The following is a 15599-nucleotide window of genomic DNA, read 5'->3' as shown; positions in this document are numbered from 1 at the left end:
CTCGTTCATTCGGTGGTGACCCGGCGGGATTTGGCCGGCATCGCGATGTCGCTGATGGCCACGGCAGCGATCCGTCGCGACGGCCGCGGCGGTTGCGGCTTCAGCATGTCGGCCAGGCTGACCGCGCGCAGCGCGTTGTCCAGCACGTTGTTGACCAGTTGCCAGCTGCCGCGCACGCCGCACTGCGCCTCGCGATCGCACTGGCCTTCGGCCATGCTGCACTCGGTCATGCCGATCGGACCCTCGATCGCCTCGACGATCTCGACCAGCGAAATGTCGGCGGCGGCACGCGCCAGCCGGTAGCCGCCATTGACGCCGCGGAACGACTCGACCAGGGCGGCGTGGCCCAGCGCCTTCAGCAACTTGCTCACGGTGGGCAGCTCCAGCCGCGTCTCGTCGGCGATCTGCACCGCGCTCAGCACTTCGGTCGGGTGCGCAGCGATGCAGGTCATCACCACGGTGGCGTAATCGGTCAGTCGGCTGACGCGGAGCATGGGGCGCTCGGAACGGGTTTGAATCAGGACTGAAATGGTACTGATTAGAGCCCTCGCGGTCAATAAAGCCCTGCCGCCTCGTCATGACGGCAGCGGATCGCTAAGCTGGAATTCTCTTGTAGCCCAGCGTTGCCATGACCCCGATTGCCGACCGCGCCACCACCCGCCTTGCCTGGACCCGAAGCGTCCTCGACGATGCCTCGCTGACCCTCGAACCCGCCTCGGCCGACGCCAGCTTCCGCAGCTACTGGCGCACCCGGCATGCCGGCCAGAGCTGGATCGTGATGGACTCGCCGCCGGCGCAGGAGGACCCGCGCCCGTGGCTGGAAATCGGCGCCCGCCTGTCCGCCGCCGGGCTGCACGTGCCACAGGTGCGGGCGCACGATCTCGAACAGGGCCTGCTGTTGATCGAGGATCTCGGCTCGCGGCTCTACCTGCCCGCGTTGAACGAGGGCACGGTGGACGCGCTGTACGGCGACGCGCTGGAAGCTTTGCTGCGCATGCAGCGCGAGGCGGACACGAACGGCCTGCCTGCGTACGACCATGCCTTCCTGCAACGCGAACTGGAGATCATGCCGGAGTGGTTCCTGCGCCGGCACCTCGGCTGCACGCCCGAATGCGAGGAATGGGACGTGCTGGAATCGGCCTTCACCGTGCTGCTGAAAAGCGCACTGGAACAGCCGCGCTGCTTCGTGCATCGCGACTACCACAGCCGCAACCTGCTGATCACCGCGCACGACAACCCGGGCATCATCGACTTCCAGGGCGCGCTGCACGGGCCCATCACCTACGACCTCGCCTCGCTGCTGCGCGACTGCTACATCGTGTGGGATCGCGCGCGGGTCGAGGCCTGGGCCGAAGGCCATCGCCTGCGCCTGCTCGGCGCCGGCCTGATCGAACCGGCGGTCAGTCGCGAACGCTTTTTGCGCTGGTTCGACCTGATCGGCCTGCAGCGGCACATCAAGGTGCTGGGCATCTTCTGCCGGTTGTACTACCGCGACGGCAAGTCCGGCTATCTCGACGACCTGCCCCGCGTGTACGACTACGTGATCGACGTGGCGGCACGTTACCCCGAGCTGGCCGACTTCGTGGCCTTCCTGCAACGCCAGATCGGCGCACGCGACCTGTGCCAGGCCGCAGCGGCATGAGGCACGCGCTGATCTTTGCCGCCGGCCTCGGCGAGCGCATGCGCCCGTCGACCGATCACACGCCCAAGCCGCTGCTCCATATCGGCGGCAAGCCGCTGATCGCGTGGCATCTGGAGAAGCTTGCCGCCGCCGGCGTGAACTACGTGGTGATCAACACCTCGCATCTCGCCGAACAGTTTCCCGAGGCACTGGGCGACGGCTCGCGCTGGGGCCTGCGCATCCGCTACGCCTACGAAGGGCCGATACCGCTGGAAACCGGTGGCGGCATGCTGAACGCGCTGCCGCTGCTGGGCAACGAGCCGTTCCTGGTGGTGAGTGGCGACGTGTGGTGCGACGCCGATTTCGGCCGTCTGCCCGCCGAGCCTCGCGGCCTTGTGCACCTGCTGTTGACCGACAACCCCGCCCATCATCCCGGCGGCGACTTCCGGCTGGATGCGACGGGACAAGTGCACGGCGACGGCGAACCCCGGCTGACCTACAGCGGCATCGGCGTGTTCCGCCGCGAGTTGCTGGACGACTGGGCCGGGGCGGTCGGCGCCGCAGCGGGCGCCGACGCGAAGCCGCCACGGTTCAAGCTGCGGCCGCTGCTGGAGGCGGCGATGGCGCGGGGGCAGATCGCCGGTACGCACCATCGGGGCGCGTGGACCGATGTAGGCACGCCGCAGCGGCTGGCGGAGCTGGAGGACGGGTTACGGGGGTAAGGTGAGGCGCGTCTCATGCAAAAAAAACGGCCCGGATTGCACCGGGCCGTTTTCGTTCGGCTGCCCTGCGGGCACGTGAAGAAAGCGGATCTCGCTTCGACTGGGAGCTACCCCATCTGCCCTGCGGGCATCTTCCCCTGCATGCAGGGGAAGACCATTTGGAATCGCTCGCGAAGCGAGCGATGGTTGCTTCAGGGGCGCCGCGCCAGCTCGGGGTTTTCCTTGGTCACCGGCATCAGGTCCTTCTTCGACACGCCCAGCCACAGCAGGATCGGGCTGGCGACAAAGATCGAGGACAGCGTGCCGACCACGATGCCGATCAGCATGGTGACGGCGAAGCCATGCACCGCGGTGCCACCGAAGAAGTACAGCGCACCCATGGTGATGCCGGTGAACAGCGAGGTGATGATGGTGCGCGACAGCGTGTTGTTGATCGAGCGGTTGAGGATTTCCTCCGGCTCGGCCTTGCGCGCCAGGCGGAACAGTTCGCGGATGCGGTCGAACACCACCACCTTGTCGTTGATCGAGTAGCCGATCACCGCCAGCACCGAGGCCAGCACGGTCATGTCGAACTCGCGCTGGACCAGCGCCAGGATGCCCAGGGTGACCAGGGTGTCATGGACTTCGGTGGCCACCGCCGCAATCGCGAAGCGACGCTCGAAGCGGATCCACAGGTAGGCCATGATGCCGAGGATCACGAACACGGCGGCCACCGTGCCGTCGCTGCGCAGTTCCTGGCCGACCTGGGCGCTGACGTAGTCGCGGCTCTTCAGCTTCGCGTCCGGGCGTGCCACGTGCAGCACCTTGAGCACGTCGGCGGCGATCTTGTCGAGGTTGAACTTGCCGGCGGCATCGACGGCGCCGGGATCGTCCTTGGGCTGCAGGCGGATCGACACCTCACGGGTACCGCCCAGGCTCTGCACCATCGCATTGTGGATGCCGCCCTTCTCCAGCGCGCCACGCACGTCGGCGATTTCCACCGACTTTTCATAGTCGACGACCATCGATACGCCGCCGGTGAAGTCCAGGCCGTAGTTGAGACCCTTGAACGCGATCAGGCCAATCGAGGCCACCATCAGGAAGATGGCGATGGCCACGGTGTACTTGCGCATCCCCAGGAAGTGGATATTGCTGTCGTGATTGAAAATTTCCATGGGGATTCCTTAGACCGACAGCGTCTTGAGCTTGCGATGGCCGTGGATCGCCGCGGTGAACGCGTGCGTCAACGTCACCGAGGTGAACAGCGAAGTCAGGATGCCGATCAGCAGGGTCACGCCGAAGCCCTTGATCGCACCGGTACCCATCGTGGTCAGTGCCAGCGCCGCGATCAGGTGGGTGACGTTCGCATCCAGAATGGTCGACCAGGCCTTCTCGTAACCGGCGCGGATCGAGGCATGCGGACTGGAGCCGTTGCGCAATTCCTCACGCACGCGTTCGCAGATCAGCACGTTCGCATCGATCGCCATGCCCAGGGTCAGCACGATGCCGGCCACGCCAGGCATGGTCAGGGTGACGCCGATCAGCGACATCACTGCCACCAGGATCACCAGGTTGAAGAACAGCGCGATGTCCGCCACCAGGCCGAACAGCTTGTAGTAGATCGCCGCGGCCAGCAGCACCAGCGCCAGGCCCAGCAGCACCGCCTTGAAGCCCTTGTCGATGTTGTCCTGGCCGAGGCTGGCACCGATCACGCCTTCCTCGACGATGTCCATCGGTGCGGCCAGCGCGCCGCCCTTGAGCAGCAGGGCCAGGTCGGATGCCTCTTTCGGACTGCCCAGGCCGCTGGTCTGGAACTGCTTGCTGAAGGCGCCCTGGATGGTCGCGTCGTTGATCACCGTCTCGGTGATCTTGGGCACGCGCACTTCCTTGCCGTCGACGACCTTGGTCTCGTAGACCTGCTCCACGTACACCACCGCCATCGGCTTGCCGACGTTGGCGTTGGTGAAGTCGCCCATCTTGCGGGCGCCAGCGGCGTTCAGGGTCACGTCGACCTTCGGCGTGCCGCTGTTCTGGTCGATGCCGGAAGAGGCGTCGATCAGCTGGTTGCCGGTCACGATGATCTGCTTGCTGACCAGCACCGGCCGGTTGTCGCCACGCATGTAATACAGGTTGGCATCCGGCGGGATGTTGCCGGTGCGCGCCGCTTCCACCGCACGCGCATCGCCGGGCTGGCCGATGCCGGGGCGGTACTGCAGGGTGGCCACCGCGCCGATCAGCTTCTTCGCCTCGGTCGGATCCTGCACGCCGGCCAGCTCGACCACGATGCGGCTGTCGCCCTGCTGCTGGATCAGCGGCTCGGACACGCCCAGCGCGTTGATGCGGTTGCGCAGCGTGCCCAGGTTCTGGGTGATCGCACCGCGGGCCAGTTCGCGCAGCTTTTCCGGCTTGACCGTCACCTTCAGCATGAAGCGGTCGCCGGTGCTGGCGCCGTCGGACACGTTGAGGTCGGTGTATTCGTTGGCGATCGCGTCGGACGCGGTCTTGCGGTCGTCGGCCGAGCGCAGGATCACCGAGATGCCCTGGCCATTGACCGCGCTGCGGGTGACCGACTCGTAGCGGATGTTCTTCTGGCGCAACAGGCTGCGCACGTCATCGGCGTAGCTGTTTTCCTGCTTCTCGATGACGTCCTTCTGGTCGACCTGCATCAGGAAGTGCACGCCACCCTGCAAGTCCAGGCCCAGCGGCATCGAGCGGGCACCGATCACGCCCAGCCAGTGCGGCACGTTGGACTGCAGCTTGAACGCGACCGTGTAGCCGTCGCCCACCAGCGCCTTGATCTCGTCGGAGCCGGTCTTCTGCACGTCGGAGTTGGCGAACGTCACCAGCAGGTGGTCGCCTTCCACGAAGACCTCGTTCACGGCGATCTTCTTCGCCCTCAGCCCGGCTTCCACCTTCTGCTGGAAGGCGGTGTTGATCGGCGGCGCATCGCGGTTCGCGGTGACCTGTACCGCCGGCACCGGCGGGAAGGCGTTCGGCAGCGCGTAGATCACGCCGCACAACATCACCAGCGCGACCAGCGCGTACTTCCAGCGAGGAAAATCACTCATGCCTTGCATCCATCAAAGCCGCGGCACCAGGCCGCGGCGGTAGCAACAATCGGGAATGGCCACGTTGCAAGTCGCCGCCCAGGCCCCCTGGCGGCGTCCGGTACTTCTTCAGACGGATTTCAGCGAGCCCTTGGGCAACACCTGCTGCACCGCGCCCTTCTGCACCTTCACCTTGACGTTGCTGGCGATCTCGACGGTGATGAAGGTCTCGCCCACTTCGTCCACCCGTCCGGCGATGCCGCCGTTGGTGACCACTTCGTCGCCCTTGGCCAGGCCGGCGATCAGTGCACGATGCTCCTTCTGCCGCTTCGCCTGCGGACGGATCATCATGAAATACATCAGGCCGAACAGCACCACCATCATGATGATCATGGACATGCCGCCGCCGGCGGGCTGCGGAGCCGCGGCCTGGGCCAGCACGGGGGAGATCGGAAAACTCATGGGTCTGTCTCGCAAGTCTGGGCGTTGTCGAGGTTTTCGACAGAACGCCTGGGAAAAGATTCCCGATTATGCCATGCACCCCCGGAGCGTGCACGGCAGCGGCCGCGAGGGGTCCTTCAAGGGGTCAGAGTCACTTTTCGCCTGCGAAAAGTGACCCTGACCCCGTCCCGGCTACCCGGCGACGGGCGTAGAACTCCGCCACGAACGCTTGCAAAGCCTGTCCGGCGATCGCCTCGCGCAGCCCGGCCATCAGCCGCTGGTAATAGCGCAGGTTGTGCATGGTGGCCAGCTGGCTGCCGAGGATCTCGTTGCAGCGGTCAAGATGGCGCAGGTAGGCGCGGCTGAAGCCGTTGCTGCAGCTGTAGCAGTCGCAGCCTTCCTCGATCACCGCCGTGTCGGTGGCGTACTTCGCGTTGCGGATGCGCAGCGTGCCCTCGGCGGTGAACAGGAAGCCGTTGCGGGCGTTGCGGGTGGGCATCACGCAATCGAACATGTCGATGCCGCGGCGCACCGCCTCGACGATGTCCTCGGGCCGGCCCACACCCATCAGATAGCGCGGCTTGTCCATCGGCAGCAGCGGCACGGTGAAATCCAGCGCGTGGTTGCGTTCGGCCTCCGGCTCGCCCACCGCCAGGCCGCCGACCGCGTAACCGTCGAAGCCGATGTCGATCAGGCCCGCCGCCGAGCGCCGGCGCAGGTTCTCGTAGACGCTGCCCTGCACGATGCCGAACAGCGAGTTGGGGTTCTTCAAGTCATCGAAGGCGCGGCGCGAACGCGCGGCCCAGCGCAGCGAGAGCTCCATCGAGTCGGACGCCACCTTCTCGGTGGCCGGATACGGCGTGCACTCGTCGAAGATCATCGCGATGTCCGAATCCAGGGTCTTCTGGATCTGCATCGACACTTCCGGCGACAGGAACACCTTCGAACCGTCCACCGGCGAGGCGAACGTCACGCCCTCCTCGGTGATCTTGCGCTTGTGCGCCAGCGAGAACACCTGGAAGCCGCCGGAGTCGGTGAGGATCGGCTTGTCCCAGCCGATGAAGCGGTGCAGCCCGCCGAACTTCTCGACGATCTCCAGCCCGGGCCGCAGGAACAGGTGGAACGTGTTGCCCAGGATGATCTCGGCGCCGGTCTCGGTGACGTCGCGCGGAGTCATCGCCTTGACCGAACCGTAGGTGCCCACCGGCATGAACGCCGGGGTCTCGATGGTGCCACGGGCGAACGTCAGGCGGCCGCGGCGGGCGGCGCCGTCAGTGGCGTGAACGTTGAACTGGAGGGAAGTCATCCGGCCATTATCGCGGGTTTAGACGCCCTTCGGCAGGATCAGCATCGAATCGCCATACGAGAAGAACCGATACCGCTGCTCCACCGCGTGGCGATACGCGTCGAGCATGTACTCGCGCCCGGCCAGCGCCGACACCAGCATCAGCAGGGTCGACTGCGGCAGGTGGAAGTTGGTGAGCAGGCCGTCGATGCTGCTGAAGCGGTAGCCGGGGAAGATGAAGATCTGCGTCTCGCCGGCGAACGGATGCAGTTCGCCGTCCTTGCTGGCGCTTTCCAGCGCGCGCACCACGGTGGTGCCCACCGCGATCACCCGCCCGCCATTCGCGCGGGTGCGGCGGATCTGGCCGATCAGGTGCGCCCCGACGTTGAGCCACTCGGTATGCATGTGATGGTCTTTCAGGTCATCCGCACGCACCGGCTGGAACGTGCCCGCGCCCACGTGCAGGGTGACGTAACCGAACTCGACGCCCCGCTCGCGCAGCCGGGCCAGGGTCGCATCGTCGAAGTGCAGGCCCGCGGTCGGCGCCGCCACCGCGCCGGGCTCGCGGGCGAACACGGTCTGGTAGCGCTCCATGTCGCTGGCGTCGGCGTGCCGCTCGATGTACGGCGGCAGCGGCATCTCGCCCAGTTTCAACAGCAATTTTTCCAGCGGCTCCGGCGCCTCGAAACGCAGCCGGAAGAAGCCCTCGTCGCGGCCCAGCACCACCGCATGGCTGCCGTCGGCCAGTTCGATCCGGCCGCCCTCTTTCGGTTTCTTGCTGACGCCGAGCTGCACCGTGGCCTCGTGCGCACCGGTGACCCGCTCGATCAGGATCTCCACCGCGCCGCCGCTGTCCTTGCGCCCGTACAGCCGCGCCGGCAGCACGCGGGTGTCGTTGAACACCAGCAGGTCGCCCGGCCGCAGGAAGTCCGGCAGTTCGCGGAACATGCGGTCTTCCCGCGACTGCGCCGCGACGTCGAGCAGCAGCATCCGGCTGGCCGATCGCTCGGGTAGCGGGGCTTGGGCGATCAGCTCGGGCGGCAGCTCAAAATCGAAATCGGACTTCTTCAAGGCAGGTGTGGCCGGCATCGGGAAACGGAGCATTATCCCGCAGCGGACGCGCCGGGGCACGCCTGCAAAAAAAAAACGCCGCTCCTCGCGGAGCGGCGCCCAGGCTCATCCCTTCACGCACAGCACCTGGCGCAACGTGTGCACCACCTCGACCAGGTCGGTCTGCGCGGCCATCACCGCGTCGATCGACTTGTACGCCGCCGGCGACTCGTCGATCACCGCTGCGTCCTTGCGGCATTCGACGTGGGCGGTGGCTTCCCGATGCTGGGCCAGGGTGATCTGCTGGCGCGCCGCGGTACGGCTCATCACCCGGCCCGCGCCGTGGCTGCAGCTGTGGAAGCTGTCCGGACTGCCCTTGCCACGCACGATGTAGCTGCACGTGCCCATGCTGCCCGGGATGATGCCGAGCTCGCCGGCACGGGCGCTCACCGCGCCCTTGCGGGTCACCAGCAGTTCCTCGCCACCGTGCGTCTCCTTCTGCACGTAGTTGTGGTGGCAGTTCACCGCCATCTGTTCCAGCTGGAACTTCGGCAGCCGGTGGCGCATCTCGGCCAGCACCCGCGCCATCATCGCCTCGCGGTTGGCCCGGGCGTAATCCTGCGCCCAGGACACCGCTTCGACGTAGTCGTCGAACAGCGGTTCGCCTTCCATGAAGAACGCGAGGTCCTTGTCCGGCAGGTCAAAGCCCAGCACGCGCTGCGCCAGCTCCTCGCGCGCCCGCTGGATGAAGTAGCTGCCGATCAGGTTGCCGGTGCCGCGCGAACCGGAGTGCAGCATCACCCACACCGCGCCCGATTCGTCCAGGCAGACCTCGATGAAGTGGTTGCCGCCGCCGAGCGTGCCGAGCTGCCGGTCGACCTTGTCGGTGCGGATCTTGTGGTGCTTCGCCTTGATCGCCTCCAGCCGCTCGGCCAGCCGGGATTCGACCAGCATCGTGTGGATGCTGTCCGACGGCTTGCCATGCTCGCCGCCACGGCCGTTGCCGACCGGCACGCCGCGCTCGATGCTGGAACGCAGTTGGGCCAGGTTGTCCGGCAGGTCGCTGGCGCGCAGCGTGGTCCGCACCGCGGCCATGCCGCAGCCGATGTCCACGCCGACTGCGGCCGGGATGATCGCGCCCCGGGTCGGTACCACCGAACCCACCGTGGCGCCCTTGCCCAGATGCACGTCCGGCATCACCGCGACCCACGGGCCGACGAACGGCAGCGTGGCGATGTTGCGCAGTTGCTGCTTCGCCGAATCCTCCAGCGGCACGCCGTGCACCCAGCCCTTGATCGGCGTGGCGCTGCCTTCGGCGTGCAGCAGTTCGTACTGTTGGTTGCTCATGATTCCTTGCCTTTGAATGGTGCGAAAGCATCGCCGCCCCTCACCGTCATTCCAGCGCAAGCTGGAATCCAGTGCCTTGAGTCGCCGGCTCCCGGCCTGCGCCGGGATGACCAGCGAAAGAGCGGGATGCTTCGCACGAATTTATGCCTTCAAACTCACCAACTGGTTCAGCACGCCGTCCAGGCCGCCGAACACGGTCAGCTTGTCGATCTTCTCGGTGACCTTTTCCAAGGCCTCCAGCTCCTTCAGACGCATCAGCACCGGGCTCTCCTCGATCAGCCGCGCGGTGTTGAGCAGCGAACGGGTGGCGTTCGCCTCCTCGCGCCGGCGGATCACGTTGGCCTGGGCCGCCTTCTCCGCCTGCACCACGCTGTTGAGGATGTCCTTCATCTCGCCCGGCAGGATCACGTCCTTGACGCCCACGCCGAGCACCTCGATGCCCAGCTCGACGACACGGCCACGCACGTAGGCGAAGATGTCCGCATCCAGCGAAGCCTTGTCGCCCAGCAGCTCGTCCAGCGTCTTGCCGGAGACCGCCTTGCGCAGGCCGTACTGCAGCTCGCGATAGAGGTAGTCGCCGTACTTGGTCACCTTCGTGCGCGCGGCGACCGGATCGGTCACGCGCAGGCTGGCGGCCAGGTTCACCCGCAGGCTCACCTTGTCGCGGGTCAGCAGTTCCTGGCCCGACACTTCCAGCGACTGCACGCGCAGCTCGATCACCTCCGCCGCCACGTTCTTCCGGAAATTCCAGAACGCCCAGGCGCCCGGCGCCAGCGTGCGCACCAGCTTGTTGTCGACGAACAGCAGGCCCGTCGATTCCACCGGCACGTCCACCGTCACCGCCACCTTGCCGAGCACGCCCAGCTGAAGCAGACGGCTGGCCACGTGCGCATCGATCTCCAGCGTTTCCACCAGCGAGACCGCCTGCACCTCGACCGGCACGATGCCCTTCCAGTACAGCTTGCGCGTACCCGGCGCCAGCACGTCTTCCAGCTTGCCGTTCTTCAGCACCAGGCCGACCTGGTCGGTGCCGATGTCGGCCACCAGGAAGCACTCGGCCAGCGGGCCGTCCATCTGCGCCATCAACACCTCGGCATCGCTGCCGGCGTATTCCGGGCGGGTGAGGTTGTGCACTGTCACGGCGATGCGCTTGCGCGGGTCGAACAGGCGATGGACGCCCGGCGACAGCACGCGCTCGAAACGACGGTTGCGATACAGCAGACCGCGCTCGCCGTCGCCGATCACGATTTGCTTGAGCCAGAACATGGCGATACTCCTTGTCGATATTCCTGGTTTCGATCCGCATTGAATGAATCAGGGCCGCCGGATCGTTGCGGTCCGTGATTTACTTCGGGGTGCAATCACCCCTCCCTTCCGGGATAAACACGCGATTATCTTCAATAACCGCAAGCTTTATTGAAAAAGGCGGAAACGCCTCTTGACGATTGATCCAGCGAAGCCCGCACGCTTCGGAAGAGAGTCGGTCATCGGCTGGTCACGGCGATGCCTTGCCGCGATGTCGTTCGACGACCGACCGTCCGCCTTCAGGGGGCCGGCCCGGCTCGATCCTCGCTGCGTCATTCGATCCACCCTCATCCCTGACGGGCGTGCCGCGTTCCACACGAGGCGTTTCCTGGTCGGAACTTTCGTTCCTGGTGTCATGACGTGACAGGTCATGGTTTTGGAGCGGGAGTCGAACCCGCGACAGTCGGTTTATGAGACCGATGCTCTACCCATCTGAGCTATCCAGTGGCTGACGTGCCGGATTCGAACCGGCGACCTGCAGCTTTCGCTGCCGCTCTACCACTGAGCCAACGTCATCGCGGAACATCTCCCCGCAGGCCCCGGCATACGCTGCCGGCAGAGCCGCGCGCACCGGGCGGGTCTTGGGAACCCGCGCCGCTGAAAGCCCTTGTGGCTGATGTTCCGTATGCCCGGCTGTCGCCAACCGGGCATTCGTACGGGTCGTGAAGACCCTGTTCGTGTGGAATCCGATCCGCACACAGCCCGCGCCGAAGCATCGGGACGCAGCGCACATGCGCCGGTCTGCAGCCGTGCCCCTGCCTCGGCTGCACGAGCCGGATGCTTCAGGGCGTAGCGGATTCCTGCAAGGTGGTTCGATGCATGCGCATCCCCGGCGAACGCCAAAAACAAAACGCCCCCGGGTATGGCGACCCGAGGGCGTTCGCGTTGCCTCGGGAGATCGGGGTGACCGATCTCCGCGAAGGGATCAGTCGATTATCGGAAAGCGGTTGCCAGGTCGTGCCTTTCATCGCGCGCAAACAAACCCGCGTCGCGATAGTCGCGCGACATGCATGGCTTGTTTGTGGGAACGAGACGGAATGACATGGAAAGTTTCTTCATCGGATTATCGCCACGGCGGCGAAGGACGCGAACAATACGCGGATTATTTTTGAAGCGCAAGCGATTTTGTCGAATATCCGAATAATTCCTATAACCAGCCTTTTTGCCGTGCCAGTCGATAAGCCTCGATGCGATTGGCCACGCCGAGTTTGCCGATCGCCTCGGAAAGATAATTGCGCACGGTGCCATGCGACAGATTCAATTGCGCGGCGATGTCGCCGGCCGACTGCCCTTCGCCGGCCAGGCGCAATACCTGGCGCTCGCGATCGTTCAACGGATCGGCTTCCGACCATGCTTCCAATGCCAGTTGCGGGTCGATCGCGCGACCGCCGCGATGCACGGTGCGCAGTGCTTCGGCCAGGTTCTCGGCCGGCGCATCCTTCAGCAGATAACCGGACACGCCGGCGTCCAGCGCGCGGCGCAGGAAACCGGGACGGGCGAAGGTGGTGACGATGACCACCTTGATCGGCAACTCCTGCCGCTGGATGCGCTGGGCCAGCTCCAGTCCGGTCAGGCCGGGCATCTCGATGTCGGTGACCAGCACGTCGGGCTTGTGCTTCTGGATGTCGCGCCAGGCCGCCTCGCCGTCCGCCGCCGAACCGAGCACGTCGATATCCGCCTCCAGCTTGAGCAGGGCCGAAAGCGCGCCGCGCACCATCGCCTGGTCTTCGGCCAGCAACACACGAATCATGGGTTTGCCTGTCTGTACGAAAGGGAAAACCGGCGCGGTGGCCGATCAGGCCGCAGGATAACCTGAGCTGGTCTGCGCCGGCGTGGCCGCCGGTGGCGCGCGCGGCGGCTCGACCAGACGCAGCACGGGCACCGGCACGACCACCCGCAACTGCGTGCCGCCGCCGAGCGGCGATTGCACCTCCAGGGTTCCACCCAGGGCGCGCACGCGCTCGCGCATGCCGCTGATGCCGTTGCCATCGGCGGCGATGCCACCGCGACCGTTGTCGCTGACCTGCATGCAGACGGCCGCGTGTTCGCGTCGCAGCTCGATCTGCACGCAGCTGGCTGCCGCATGCCGGGCAATATTGGTCACCGCCTCGCGCAGCAGCAGCGAGAGGCCGCGCTCGATCTCGGCCGGCATGTCGATCGACGGGGCGTTGTACTCCAGGTGCACGCGCGACGATTCCAGCAGCAGTCGCGCCGAGGCGAGTTCCGCCGCCAGGTCAGTGGCACGGATGCCGGTGACGGCGCTGCGCACTTCGGCCAGCGCGTGCCTGGCGACTTTCTCGGCCTCCTCCACTTCCCGCCTGGCCGCCTCGACGTCGCGGTCGAACAGCTTGCGCGACAACTCCAGCTTCAGCGTGATCAGCGACAGCGTGTGGCCCAGCAGGTCGTGCAGGTCGCGACCGATCCGCTCGCGCTCCGCGGTGGCCGCAAGCCGGCGCACCTCGTCATGGGAAAGACTGAGCGCGGCATCCTTTTCCTTGTGGAGCTGCTCGACGGTGACGATGATGCAGATCACGAACACGGTGACCGGCATGATCACCAGCAAGGCCGTCGGGAAACCGATTTGCCATGCCAGCACCACGTAGATGATGTTGACCGCCAACACCTGCAGCACGTAGTTGCGGAAGCTGCGCCGGTCGCAGTGGCTGAGCATCACGCAGGCGTAGACGAAGTAGCTCAGGCCGCTGGGATACCAGCGCAACAGGGCGAAACACAGCACCGCCATGCCCCAGGCGTAGAGATGGGCACTACGCCGCGAAGCCAGCCGCAGCTTGGCGAACAGCAGCAGGAACACCGGATACGAAGCCAGCGTGAACAGCAGCCAGGTCAGCGTGTAGCCGCGCAGGCCGTTATCGAACATCGGCGTGATGAAGATCCACAGCGACCACAGCAGGTGCACGCTGTCGGTCCACGGCGACTTGCCTCGTCGCAGGTCGTCGGCCACGGCGGAATCCGGGGCCGGAACGAACCATCGGGCAATGAAGGCGGGGATCATGGCGTGTCGTTTCGCTGGAATGACGGGCTGCGTTGCATGCTACTTCAACCGTGCCGGCGCAGGCGCCGCGCCGCCAGCAGCAGGAAGCCCGCGGCGAACACCAGCAAAACCAGCACGTGGCCCAGCAGCGGCTGCGTGTTCATGCCCACGGCGGCCAGGGCCAGCATGTCCAGGTGATAGCTCGGCCAGATCGGCGCGATCTGCTGCAGGAACTTCGGCAGCATCGGCAGCGGGAACCACAGGCCGGACATGAACGACATCGGCAGGTAGATCAGCTGCAGCACGCCCGGCGCGCCCTGCCCCTTGAACAACGTGCCCACGAACATGCCCAGCGCGCAGAACGGCAGCACGCCGAGCACGCCAACCAGCAGCAGGGCGGCGGCCTGCGACGCGGCCAGCGTCACGTGACCCAGGGTGAGGGCCATCGTCAGCAACAACATGACCACCCCGGCGGCGGCGGCCATCGCCATGATCATCTTGCCGATCAGGTAGGCACCGGGCGGCATCGGCAGCGCACGCTTGAAGGTCAGCAGGCCGCTGTCGCGTTCCAGTGCCAGCGACACGCCGAAGCCGAACAGGCCCGGGCTCATCACGCCGAACACGCCATAGCTGGCCAGCAGATAGCGAGCCGCATCGGCACCATTGGACCTCGCCATCAGCACGCCGAACAGCAGGTAGAACATCGCCGGGAACAGCATGATCGGCAGCATGAAACTGGGGTTGCGCATGTAGCGCAGGCATTCGCTGCGCGCCTCCTCCAGGTAGGCGCCGAACACGCGGCGGCGCGACATGGTCGGGGGGAACGAAACAGGTGCGTCAGTCATCACGATGTCCATCTCAGGCGGCCTCGCGCTGCGGATTGGTCGATGCCTCGTCGGCATCGCGGGTCAGTTCGGTGAACGCCTCGGCCAGGCCGGCGCGTTGCACTTCCAGCTCGTCCAGCTGCGGATCGGCTTCCAGCAGGCGCCGCACCAGCGGCTCCGCTTCGGCGGTGACGATGTAGGTGCGTCCATTTTCCTGGCGGACCTCGCCGATCCCGGGCCAGTCGCGGATCAGCTCGGCCGGCAGCGTGGTGCGGCAACGGATGCGCTTCTGCGCCACCCGGGCGCGCAGCGTTTCCACCGTGCCCTCGTGGATGACCTTGCCGTGTGACATCACGCAGACCCGGTCGGCCAGCGCCTCGGCTTCCTCCAGGTAATGCGTGGTCAGCAGCACCGCGCAGCCTTCATCGATCAGCTGGCGGATCGCCGCCCACAGCTTCTGCCGCGCATCGATGTCCATGCCCACGGTGGGCTCGTCCAGGAACAGCAGCTCGGGTCGGCCGCACAGCGCCAGCGCGAACTGCACGCGCCGCTGCTGGCCGCCGGAAAGTTTCGCGTAAGGACGCCTGAGCAGGTCGCCGATGCCTGCCAGCGCAGCCGATTCCTGCAGCGAGCGGGGGTTCGGGTAGTAGCTGGCGGCAAGTCGCAGCAGCTCGCCCACGCGCAGCGTCGGCGGCAGCTCGGCGTGCTGCAGCATCACGCCGATGCGGCGGCGCGGCTCGATCGCCTGCGGGTCCCCGCCGAACAGTTGCACGCTGCCGGCATCGACGCGGATCAGGCCCAGCAGCAAGGCGATGGCGGTGGTCTTGCCGGCGCCATTGGGGCCAAGCAGGGCCAGCAGCTCGCCCGGGTGGACCTGCAGCTCGGCGCCGTCCAGCGCGGTGAGCGAGCCATAACGTTTGACGGCGCCGGCGAGGCGGGCGATCGGTTTTTCGGCATGCGGCATGGGAAATCCTCCAGTGCCGTGC

The 15599-nt window shown here is 66.2% G+C and carries 14 protein-coding genes and 2 tRNA genes; 2 read left to right on the top strand and 14 right to left on the bottom strand.

Annotated features, from left to right (window positions below; all coding sequences use genetic code 11):
- Positions 1–5 precede the first annotated feature (5 nt).
- Complete coding sequence (locus tag I6J77_RS05455; RefSeq protein WP_007804535.1) at positions 6–494, bottom strand: SUF system Fe-S cluster assembly regulator; 489 nt, start codon at positions 492–494, stop codon at positions 6–8.
- A 134-nt stretch (positions 495–628) separates the two neighbouring features.
- On the opposite strand from I6J77_RS05455, the gene I6J77_RS05450 reads away from it, so the two are divergent.
- Positions 629–1642 carry an aminoglycoside phosphotransferase family protein gene (locus tag I6J77_RS05450; RefSeq protein WP_204110841.1) on the top strand — a complete coding sequence of 338 codons (1014 nt, stop codon included), beginning with the start codon at positions 629–631 and terminating at the stop codon, positions 1640–1642.
- Entirely contained in the window at positions 1639–2343 is a 705-nt protein-coding gene (murU, locus tag I6J77_RS05445) for an N-acetylmuramate alpha-1-phosphate uridylyltransferase MurU (protein ID WP_204110840.1), read from the top strand. Before I6J77_RS05450 ends, murU begins: the two co-directional genes overlap by 4 nt.
- Before the next feature lie 191 nt (positions 2344–2534).
- Here murU and secF read toward each other — a convergent pair whose 3' ends face one another.
- The 13 genes from secF to I6J77_RS05380 form a co-directional block, all read right to left on the bottom strand.
- The gene (gene secF / locus I6J77_RS05440) at positions 2535–3497 is read right to left on the bottom strand and encodes a protein translocase subunit SecF (RefSeq protein ID WP_204110839.1); all 963 of its coding nucleotides are present in this window, start codon (positions 3495–3497) and stop codon (positions 2535–2537) included.
- Between the two features lie 9 nt (positions 3498–3506).
- Complete coding sequence (secD, locus tag I6J77_RS05435; protein ID WP_056764278.1) at positions 3507–5390, bottom strand: protein translocase subunit SecD; 1884 nt, start codon at positions 5388–5390, stop codon at positions 3507–3509.
- Between the two features lie 108 nt (positions 5391–5498).
- Positions 5499–5831 (bottom strand): preprotein translocase subunit YajC, encoded by a 333-nt coding sequence (yajC, locus tag I6J77_RS05430; RefSeq protein WP_007804525.1) that lies wholly within the window; start codon positions 5829–5831, stop codon positions 5499–5501.
- Between the two features lie 130 nt (positions 5832–5961).
- Positions 5962–7116 (bottom strand): tRNA guanosine(34) transglycosylase Tgt, encoded by a 1155-nt coding sequence (tgt, locus tag I6J77_RS05425; protein WP_204110838.1) that lies wholly within the window; start codon positions 7114–7116, stop codon positions 5962–5964.
- Between the two features lie 18 nt (positions 7117–7134).
- Complete coding sequence (gene queA / locus I6J77_RS05420) at positions 7135–8166, bottom strand: tRNA preQ1(34) S-adenosylmethionine ribosyltransferase-isomerase QueA (protein WP_204111404.1); 1032 nt, start codon at positions 8164–8166, stop codon at positions 7135–7137.
- Positions 8167–8271: 105 nt separating this feature from the next.
- The gene (locus I6J77_RS05415) at positions 8272–9495 is read right to left on the bottom strand and encodes an RtcB family protein (protein WP_204111403.1); all 1224 of its coding nucleotides are present in this window, start codon (positions 9493–9495) and stop codon (positions 8272–8274) included.
- Positions 9496–9633: 138 nt separating this feature from the next.
- Positions 9634–10758 carry a slipin family protein gene (locus tag I6J77_RS05410; protein WP_204110837.1) on the bottom strand — a complete coding sequence of 375 codons (1125 nt, stop codon included), beginning with the start codon at positions 10756–10758 and terminating at the stop codon, positions 9634–9636.
- Positions 10759–11172: 414 nt separating this feature from the next.
- Positions 11173–11242: transfer RNA gene (locus I6J77_RS05405), tRNA-Met, on the bottom strand.
- A tRNA-OTHER gene (locus tag I6J77_RS05400) sits at positions 11243–11312 on the bottom strand.
- Between the two features lie 632 nt (positions 11313–11944).
- A complete protein-coding gene (locus I6J77_RS05395) occupies positions 11945–12547 on the bottom strand; it encodes a response regulator transcription factor (protein ID WP_204110836.1) in 603 nt (200 codons plus the stop codon).
- A gap of 45 nt (positions 12548–12592) precedes the next feature.
- Positions 12593–13810 carry a sensor histidine kinase gene (locus I6J77_RS05390; RefSeq protein ID WP_204110835.1) on the bottom strand — a complete coding sequence of 406 codons (1218 nt, stop codon included), beginning with the start codon at positions 13808–13810 and terminating at the stop codon, positions 12593–12595.
- Positions 13811–13854: 44 nt separating this feature from the next.
- Positions 13855–14634 carry an ABC transporter permease gene (locus tag I6J77_RS05385; protein ID WP_239309198.1) on the bottom strand — a complete coding sequence of 260 codons (780 nt, stop codon included), beginning with the start codon at positions 14632–14634 and terminating at the stop codon, positions 13855–13857.
- 13 nt (positions 14635–14647) lie between these two features.
- On the bottom strand, positions 14648–15577 hold the full coding sequence (locus I6J77_RS05380; protein ID WP_204110833.1) for an ABC transporter ATP-binding protein: 930 nt from the start codon (positions 15575–15577) through the stop codon (positions 14648–14650).
- Between the last annotated feature and the right edge of the window lie 22 nt (positions 15578–15599).

It is taken from the genome of Rhodanobacter sp. FDAARGOS 1247 (genome assembly GCF_016889805.1).
Taxonomy (GTDB): domain Bacteria; phylum Pseudomonadota; class Gammaproteobacteria; order Xanthomonadales; family Rhodanobacteraceae; genus Rhodanobacter.
Note: the sequence above shows the minus strand (reverse complement) of the source record. Positions and strands in the feature narration are given on the sequence as shown.

What these genes read in the sequence shown, in the direction of transcription:
- I6J77_RS05455 (WP_007804535.1), bottom strand. Translation starts at nt 494, where the DNA reads ATGCTCCGCGTCAGCCGACTGACCGATTACGCCACCGTGGTGATGACC.
- I6J77_RS05450 (WP_204110841.1), top strand. Translation starts at nt 629, where the DNA reads ATGACCCCGATTGCCGACCGCGCCACCACCCGCCTTGCCTGGACCCGA.
- murU (WP_204110840.1), top strand. Translation starts at nt 1,639, where the DNA reads ATGAGGCACGCGCTGATCTTTGCCGCCGGCCTCGGCGAGCGCATGCGC.
- secF (WP_204110839.1), bottom strand. Translation starts at nt 3,497, where the DNA reads ATGGAAATTTTCAATCACGACAGCAATATCCACTTCCTGGGGATGCGC.
- secD (WP_056764278.1), bottom strand. Translation starts at nt 5,390, where the DNA reads ATGAGTGATTTTCCTCGCTGGAAGTACGCGCTGGTCGCGCTGGTGATG.
- yajC (WP_007804525.1), bottom strand. Translation starts at nt 5,831, where the DNA reads ATGAGTTTTCCGATCTCCCCCGTGCTGGCCCAGGCCGCGGCTCCGCAG.
- tgt (WP_204110838.1), bottom strand. Translation starts at nt 7,116, where the DNA reads ATGACTTCCCTCCAGTTCAACGTTCACGCCACTGACGGCGCCGCCCGC.
- I6J77_RS05410 (WP_204110837.1), bottom strand. Translation starts at nt 10,758, where the DNA reads ATGTTCTGGCTCAAGCAAATCGTGATCGGCGACGGCGAGCGCGGTCTG.
- I6J77_RS05395 (WP_204110836.1), bottom strand. Translation starts at nt 12,547, where the DNA reads ATGATTCGTGTGTTGCTGGCCGAAGACCAGGCGATGGTGCGCGGCGCG.
- I6J77_RS05390 (WP_204110835.1), bottom strand. Translation starts at nt 13,810, where the DNA reads ATGATCCCCGCCTTCATTGCCCGATGGTTCGTTCCGGCCCCGGATTCC.
- I6J77_RS05385 (WP_239309198.1), bottom strand. Translation starts at nt 14,634, where the DNA reads ATGACTGACGCACCTGTTTCGTTCCCCCCGACCATGTCGCGCCGCCGC.
- I6J77_RS05380 (WP_204110833.1), bottom strand. Translation starts at nt 15,577, where the DNA reads ATGCCGCATGCCGAAAAACCGATCGCCCGCCTCGCCGGCGCCGTCAAA.